At 56.8% G+C, this 6,675-nt stretch carries 7 protein-coding genes, 3 tRNA genes and 2 pseudogenes; 7 read left to right on the forward strand and 5 right to left on the reverse strand.

Translation table 11 applies throughout. The annotated features are described in order from the left end of the window. The first annotated feature begins 121 nt into the window (after positions 1–121). From SB786_RS35240 to SB786_RS35250, 3 genes and pseudogenes are all read left to right on the forward strand, one after another. A tRNA-Gly gene (locus tag SB786_RS35240) sits at positions 122–197 on the forward strand. 100 nt (positions 198–297) lie between these two features. Beyond that, a tRNA-Cys gene (locus tag SB786_RS35245) sits at positions 298–371 on the forward strand. Between the two features lie 245 nt (positions 372–616). Continuing rightward, positions 617–927: pseudogene (locus SB786_RS35250) on the forward strand (DNA adenine methylase); the annotation flags it as partial. 36 nt (positions 928–963) lie between these two features. Here SB786_RS35250 and SB786_RS35255 read toward each other — a convergent pair. From SB786_RS35255 to SB786_RS35275, 5 genes are read right to left on the reverse strand one after another with little or no spacing between them, the layout of a single operon-like run. Further along, positions 964–1,695, reverse strand: a complete 732-nt coding sequence (locus tag SB786_RS35255; protein WP_410731440.1) for an immunity 52 family protein — start codon at positions 1,693–1,695, stop codon at positions 964–966. Positions 1,696–1,699: 4 nt separating this feature from the next. Then, on the reverse strand, positions 1,700–2,290 hold the full coding sequence (locus tag SB786_RS35260) for a restriction endonuclease fold toxin 5 domain-containing protein (protein WP_410731446.1): 591 nt from the start codon (positions 2,288–2,290) through the stop codon (positions 1,700–1,702). Then, positions 2,175–2,654 carry a hypothetical protein gene (locus SB786_RS35265; RefSeq protein ID WP_410731441.1) on the reverse strand — a complete coding sequence of 160 codons (480 nt, stop codon included), beginning with the start codon at positions 2,652–2,654 and terminating at the stop codon, positions 2,175–2,177. The genes SB786_RS35260 and SB786_RS35265 overlap by 116 nt, the downstream gene beginning before the upstream one ends. After that, complete coding sequence (locus tag SB786_RS35270) at positions 2,647–3,150, reverse strand: DUF4123 domain-containing protein (protein WP_410731442.1); 504 nt, start codon at positions 3,148–3,150, stop codon at positions 2,647–2,649. The genes SB786_RS35265 and SB786_RS35270 overlap by 8 nt, the downstream gene beginning before the upstream one ends. Before the next feature lie 4 nt (positions 3,151–3,154). Continuing rightward, positions 3,155–3,562, reverse strand: coding sequence for a PAAR domain-containing protein (locus tag SB786_RS35275; protein WP_410731443.1), 408 nt, complete (start codon positions 3,560–3,562; stop codon positions 3,155–3,157). A gap of 62 nt (positions 3,563–3,624) precedes the next feature. Here SB786_RS35275 and SB786_RS35280 point away from each other — a divergent pair. From SB786_RS35280 to SB786_RS35295, 4 genes and pseudogenes are all read left to right on the forward strand, one after another. Further along, positions 3,625–3,825 (forward strand): annotated as a pseudogene (locus SB786_RS35280) (DUF159 family protein); the annotation flags it as partial. 390 nt (positions 3,826–4,215) lie between these two features. Further along, complete coding sequence (locus SB786_RS35285; protein WP_410731444.1) at positions 4,216–4,731, forward strand: hypothetical protein; 516 nt, start codon at positions 4,216–4,218, stop codon at positions 4,729–4,731. Positions 4,732–5,100: 369 nt separating this feature from the next. After that, the gene (locus SB786_RS35290) at positions 5,101–6,336 is read left to right on the forward strand and encodes a hypothetical protein (RefSeq protein WP_410731445.1); all 1,236 of its coding nucleotides are present in this window, start codon (positions 5,101–5,103) and stop codon (positions 6,334–6,336) included. A 136-nt stretch (positions 6,337–6,472) separates the two neighbouring features. Further along, positions 6,473–6,588, forward strand: a tRNA-Cys gene (locus SB786_RS35295). The last annotated feature ends 87 nt before the right edge of the window (positions 6,589–6,675 follow it).

A 6,675-nucleotide genomic window follows, 5' to 3' on the forward strand; every position in this document is an offset into this window, starting at 1 on the left:
AGTAGCTCAGTTGGTAGAGCGCAACCTTGCCAAGGTTGAGGTCGCGAGTTCGAGACTCGTCTCCCGCTCCAGATTTTCTGGCAGCGTGTTGTACGGCAAAGCGCTGCAGGTGCAGGACAATGCGGGAGTAGCTCAGTTGGTAGAGCGCAACCTTGCCAAGGTTGAGGTCGCGAGTTCGAGACTCGTCTCCCGCTCCAGGTAATGGGGAAGCCTCGCTTCCCTTTTTATTTGATGGACTGATGGTCCTCGAATAAAAATCTGTCGCTTGCCTTCACGGCATCCGGACAGTCCGCTTTTGGCGCGATAGCAAAGCGGTTATGCAGCGGCCTGCAAAGCCGTTTAGGCCGGTTCGACTCCGGCTCGCGCCTCCAAGTAAGAAAAGAAAAAGCCCTGAGAAATCAGGGCTTTTTCTTTTTCCGGCTCCGTTTTCATTCTTGTGGGAAAGTCGCCTGGAGTGGTCCAAAGTCGCCTCTAACCGCTCAAGAGACACGCGTAACCACGCCTAAGTCGGCTCTTTGGCCGTATAGGCGAGTTCGCATCAGCGCATGGCGCCCAAACGATTACGACCCTCCGGAACGTGGGAATACATCGTCCGGCGTTCGAGGCTCCTTCCAAAGCAGCTTGTATCGATCGTTATGATCGGCCGCATACACTCTTCTACCTCGACCCACCGTACTACGAGACGGGGGGTACGGTGTGGCTTTCCCGTTCGGCGAGTATGAGAAGATGGCGCAGCGTCTGCGATCGTTGAAGGGACGAGCGATCGTGAGCCTGAACGATCATCCCGACATCCGGCGGGTGTTCGACGGGTTCTACATGAAGACCGTACCGATTCAATATAGGGTCGGTGGCGGCAGGGGCGTCGAACGCAACGAGCTAATCATCTATAGCCGGGATGGCGCGGCACAGCCGGTCGGACTGTTCTGAAGACGGATGGATGACGGGGCGATTGCCCCGCCTGTCTCAAATACTCGCGTAGGTCGGGAGTAGATCCTGATCGACGAGGCGGATCTCGATGCGATTGGCGGTCTCGACGTGCGCGGGGTTGTCCATCGAGAACGGGGCATCGATCACGCTGACGATGATTGTACCGGTCTGTTTTTTGCCGGCTTCGGGAACAGGGATCAGGGCGCGTGCCTCGGGTACCTGTTGTTGCGTGATGACGTGCGGGAGGTACAGCATCCAGCCGACCCCCGGCTTGTCGTCGAAGACCTGTTTCGATATGTATTTCCGTGGGGCGGCGGTGACGTACGCGGGTGCATATGCGGTAGCTATTGCAGCGACGATTTGCCCGATGGACTCGAAGCTTCCAAGTCGAGACGACGTTGCGCTTTCTTCGCCAACGGACAGATCAAAGTCGCATGGCATCGAACCGGTGTCGAATCCGAGAGAAAGAGATGCACCGTCTTTTTTCGCGGCCTGACCGTTCCATATCCCGATAGTCTTCGCGAGGTTCTCCTCGCCGCGGTACTGTTCGGTCAGCACCGCAAGCACGGCCGTGGAGGGCGTTCCGGGAGCCTCATAAACCGAATACAGGCGCGCTTCTTCTTCCGAATTTCCCTGCAGGAACCATTCGGCCAAGCGAGCATCTTTCGCGGCCAACGCGTCGATGACAGGCCATAGGCGGCTCAGTTGACGAGCATAGTCGGAATGCTCGACGTTTGCGGATTCGCGGTATTGGGCAATGAATTGCATGGCGTTACGGTTGGTAGACGGATGGCACGCGCGCCCTGCGCAGATCGGGCAACAGATACTCGCGTGCGCGTGGGGTCATGAAATACCACATCAACTGAGCCGGTGGGTTGCTGTTAACGGCGACGGACTGGCGGAGGATTTGTCTGCGAGTGTCGGTGAAGCCAGTGAAGAAGAATTTTGGGTCACCGTCCTCATCTAGGAACTGATCATAATCGCCCTTCGTTTCCTGTAGCAGGCATGCTTCGCGTTGGAATCCGTCGAAATCGACGCCTTCCCACGTCCACTCGTCACTCCAGCGGCACTCGGCGGTGTCGAATGCGAAGCCGGTGATGCGTGCCTGGTAGCGGTATGACGTCCAGTTTACGCCGTGATTCATGCGCTGAAGTCGTCCTCCCTCAGGCGGGCACTTCTTGCAGCTCTCGCCCGTGCGCGGAATCGCCCGTACGTCCGGCTTTGCCTTGCTTTCGTCCTTTGGTGTATCACCCGACAGACTCCCCGTTCCCGCCACTGCCGCCCCGCCCAATAAGGCGACGCCAGCTCGCGCCAATACCGGCCCAAGCTCCACTGCTGCTGCTTCGATTATCGGTACTACCAACCCCGCCATTTCTAGATCCCCCGTTGTAATCAGGATGTTCGATGCGCCATTTGATGACGCGAAGGTAATCGTGAAAGCGTTCGTCGGCCGAGCGGCCGGGGCGCGTTATCCATGCGCGCGTCGCCGGTTTTTCGTAAAACTTCGGAGCGTATGCCTCGATTCGAAGGAATGCCGCGACGTTCTCGTCGGACCGAATCCCGAGCTGGCGAGCCGCGACGTATGCGTTCCAGAGGCGTGTCGCCAGGGTTTCGTCGTCGGCCAGCTTCGGGTCCGCTTTGATGAGATCCTGCCGAGTTCGCTCGACATATCCGCGTGCATCGATCTCGGCAAGGCCTGCGACTTGCTCGCTTGTCAACTCAAGCATGCGGGTGCACCCCCTTCAGTTTTCCATTCACTTCGACGAGCCAGTTGAAGGTCGGGACGAAGAACTGCATGCGCTGCGTCAATTCCATCAGCGATGCCATGTCGGCCATGATGCGGGCGTCGTAGAAGCGAAGGAGGGCTGTACGGCCATCCGGCAAGCGCACGTCGAGTCGATGGCGCAACTCGTCGGCTAGGGACTCGGTTGGATATGCGCTGATCAGCCACGACACGCCGGTTGAGCTGCCGGCCATCGCGGAGAGCGAACGTCGTACGTTGCCGCCCGCGCGCTCGTAATCGAGCAGCCACGGACCCGCATCGGCGAGCGATGCGTCTGGTGTGCCGTCGAACAGCGCCACGGCTGCTTGCGATCGCTGAGGCGGGCACCCGCCGGCCGCAGCGGCGAACAGGAGACCGTCGACCAGCGCGTACAAGTGCACCTGCATGGGCAACTGCTGTTGCCGCGTGAAGTAGAACGCTTCGATCGAATTGCCGGTCATGGTTCTACCCGCGCGCGATCATCGTTGCAGCATTTTCGGCCGCGGACTTCAGGCATTCGAGGCACAGCGTCGGCGAAGGCGCCAGCGCTGCTGCAGCGTTCGCGACTGCACCGCCCGTCGTCGCTTCACCGGCGCCGACGTCGTCGAGTGTCGCGGACGATTGCGAGGCGATCAGCGTCGCCCCGCAAGCGGTCTTCATGCCTTCGATGGCGGTTTCTCGTCCGCCGAAGTTGTGCGGGTATCGCCGGCCACTGGCGGGCAGGATCGGAAAGACGCCTTTGCATTGAGGGCATAGAACCTTGTGCCCGACGCCGGCAATTGGTTTCCCGTCAATGGTGGCGGTCGCGGAGCCCTCCAGTACGCGACCGCCGTGCGTCGTCGTGTCGCCGACGCAGATCATGGCTCGGGCCATATGCTCTCCGTAGGTGTGGTTTTTGTATGAATTTACCATTTTCGGAAGAGCGGTCGGGGCCGGACGGCACCGTACGCCATGCGATGTCGATGATTACGGTTAATGCCGACGAGCACGCGATCATGTCGCACATGCACAAGCCGGGCGAGGAGAAGCGGTCAGTCGTGATCCTGCGGCCGGACGATTGGGAAGAATGGCTGACGACATCGAACGTCGAGACCGCGCGAGCGATGTTGCAGTTGTATCCCTCAGAGAACATGCTGGGTGGAGCCCAAGTAACTTTGCCCGCCGTTCGCCCAATCTTCATACATTGCCCTGGCGGAGCCCTGCTTGATAAGGCCTCGTGCTATCTGGAGAAATTTGGACTGATTTGACAGACGGTGTCAGTGGCAAGCCTGAAGGCAAGTCCAGGGAGACTCGAAGACAGAATTGTTCAGACTGGCGGGATCGTCGACCCGCGAGGCCTCGGCATGCCGACGGTACCTGCCAATCTTGGCAGGTTGTAGCGGTGTACAGCGTGCACTAGGATTCATCTGATTATTGCGAGCCTGACTCGCATTTGGGGAAGGAGCGCCGTGGTCACGTGACCGCACAAACAAAGTATGCATGAACACTTTGTAAGTGCGCCAAATCACTTTTCTTATAGGTGACATATGGACGAAGCGACTCTCCAGAGCATCAGAAAAGATATCTCCGGGGCCACGTATTACACAGTCAACAAAGCCTTTGGTGCCGCCCTCAATACCAACGACACACGTGATTCGGATGGCGACCGTTTGGCATGGGGTGACGAAGTGTGGTCTGGAGGTTGGACGTACCAATGGATCTTTCATCCAACGGAAATCAGCAATGTATTTAATCTGCTTTGCATTGCCCAGACTTACGCAACCATTCTCAAAGCTGGCGTGAGCAAAGATAGCGACGGCGATCATAAAGTCTACGGCCACGACGGAATAGATGAAAGTCGAGGTGATGACCGATTTAGATGGATCGTTCACTATCTCGATCAAAGTCAGAAAGTTGTTCGCATAGAAAATAAATATTTCGGAGCTTATTTGAAGCTCGGCGGCAAGAGTCAGGGGTCATCGAGAAGCCATATCGCTTATGCTCACGAGGGGCGATATGAGAATGATGATCGATTTATCTGGAACCTTCAGCCCATCTCATAAAATGCGACAGCAATCTCCGTATAGCTACAAATAAGCCCGCTGTTAGCGGGCTTATTTATGTGCTGAAAATTTGCTACAGAAATAGGCGGGAGCCTTGCTGGATAAGCCTTGCGCTTATCATTCCATCCCCTGAATTACGGGACGGAATACCCTTGCCGAGGTCCCCGACGCCGTCCGTTTTCGGCCAATAGCGGTCCTTCAGATAGACTGCCGGAAGCGGACATGGGCGCAATTAGAATTATCTGGATTGGTTGTCACACCGCCTTTCGCGGATTTTTGCTTAGAGAGCTGGATCCCTGTTGACATTCCAATCTCGTGAGGGACAGGGTTTAGGCCGTGCATGATTTCCCAACTTGGAGGTATCACATAATGAAAGTATTTTGGTCATGGCAAAGCGATACGCCAGCGAAGTTAAACAAAGACTTCGTCAAGGCTGCGATTCAAAAGGCGCTGTCTCAGGTATCGAAGGAACTCGGGCTCGCGGAAGCCGAACGCCCAGAGGTCGATCACGACACTAAGGATACGCCCGGCCTGGTTGCAATCGTCGATACAATTTTCAAGAAGATTGAGCAGGCCGAAATATTCATCGGCGACGTTACATTCGTTGGGAAGACCGAGAAAGGTAAACTTCTTCCGAATGCGAACGTAATGATTGAACTCGGTCACGCCATCACGTCGATTGGGCATGAACGCATCGTACTCGTCGCTAACAAGGCGTTCGGGGGCGAGCCAGAAGATCTCCCCTTCGATCTTCGGCACCGTCGCGGGCCAATTACCTATACACTTAAATCCACCGCCACCGAGGAGCAATACGATGCGGCCCTCGAAAAACTCACGAAAGCACTCGTCGAAGCGCTGAAAATGAACTTAGGGGCAGCGATCGACGAGCGTGCTGCAGCGCTCCAGTTCGACCTGCACCCCTCGCGATCCGACGACCGTTCGACATGGCTGCAGGCGGGCGATCGCGTTCAGCATCAGGATTCGACGTCTGCGGCCGGAGAGCGAGAATGGGCCGTGCCTGACAAGCCTCGTTCCTATATGCGACTCGCGCCCGCAAATTGGATACCGAAACCAGCCCGTACCGCACTGCTCGACGGCTCCAACAGCCTGTTCGCATTGGGGCCATGGCGACACGGTGACTATGGGGCCAACCAATATGGAGTTGTAAAAGTGGGTTTCCTTAGGGAGGGCGATACCAGCGAGGCCATCGGCGTGACGCAGTTGTTCAATAAGACCGGAGAACTCTGGGGTTTTAATAGCGCAGCAACATTCGAGAATGGATCGGGCCGGAAATATCTTTGCCTTGACTCGATTGCGCGCGAATGGGACAAGTTTTTGCACGATGCGCTAGCGTTCTTCAAGCACTTTGGCGCGGCTGGCCCGATCCGCATAGAAGCGGGCGTTGTCGGGTTGAAAGACGTGTATTGGCCCGATGAAGTGTGGGGAGCCGCCCGCTCACTCGAAGATGAGGTTCATGCCGTGCGAGTGCATCGCGCCTGGACAGGCGACGAACAACTTGCCTTTCTGACTGAAATCTACAACGATCTACACGATGCCTTTGGCAAGCAGCATATCGCTCCCGAAAATGTTCCGCGACACAAATAGGATCTCTCCCGGCGTTTCCAGATCCCCGATGTCCGCTTCTTGAACGAGCCAAGGTCAGCTTTGGGTCGAGAGCGGCCCTTGCTATTCGGTCTGGCCCGACCGGCCGCATGACGACGTCGCTTGGTTTAAGAGTTGAGGCGTGCGGCAGCGCGGCCAATGTGGGCGGTTAATTGATGCAATGTATTGATTTTGCAAATAATGTGACGGCCTGCAAAGCCGTTTAGGCCGGTTCGACTCCGGCTCGCGCCTCCAAGTAAGAAAAGAAAAAGCCCGCCCTTCTGAACTGACCCCGCAAAGTTGGACAGTTAAAGACTAAGCGGGTAAGGACTGAGTTCTGTA

This window comes from Burkholderia sp. SIMBA_062 (genome assembly GCF_046534765.1).
Lineage (GTDB): Bacteria > Pseudomonadota > Gammaproteobacteria > Burkholderiales > Burkholderiaceae > Burkholderia > Burkholderia ambifaria.

Coding starts and splice junctions, on each gene's coding strand:
- SB786_RS35255 (WP_410731440.1), bottom strand. CDS start 1,695: ATGCAATTCATTGCCCAATACCGCGAATCCGCAAACGTCGAGCATTCC.
- SB786_RS35265 (WP_410731441.1), bottom strand. CDS start 2,654: ATGCTTGAGTTGACAAGCGAGCAAGTCGCAGGCCTTGCCGAGATCGAT.
- SB786_RS35270 (WP_410731442.1), bottom strand. CDS start 3,150: ATGACCGGCAATTCGATCGAAGCGTTCTACTTCACGCGGCAACAGCAG.
- SB786_RS35275 (WP_410731443.1), bottom strand. CDS start 3,562: ATGGCCCGAGCCATGATCTGCGTCGGCGACACGACGACGCACGGCGGT.
- SB786_RS35285 (WP_410731444.1), top strand. CDS start 4,216: ATGGACGAAGCGACTCTCCAGAGCATCAGAAAAGATATCTCCGGGGCC.
- SB786_RS35290 (WP_410731445.1), top strand. CDS start 5,101: ATGAAAGTATTTTGGTCATGGCAAAGCGATACGCCAGCGAAGTTAAAC.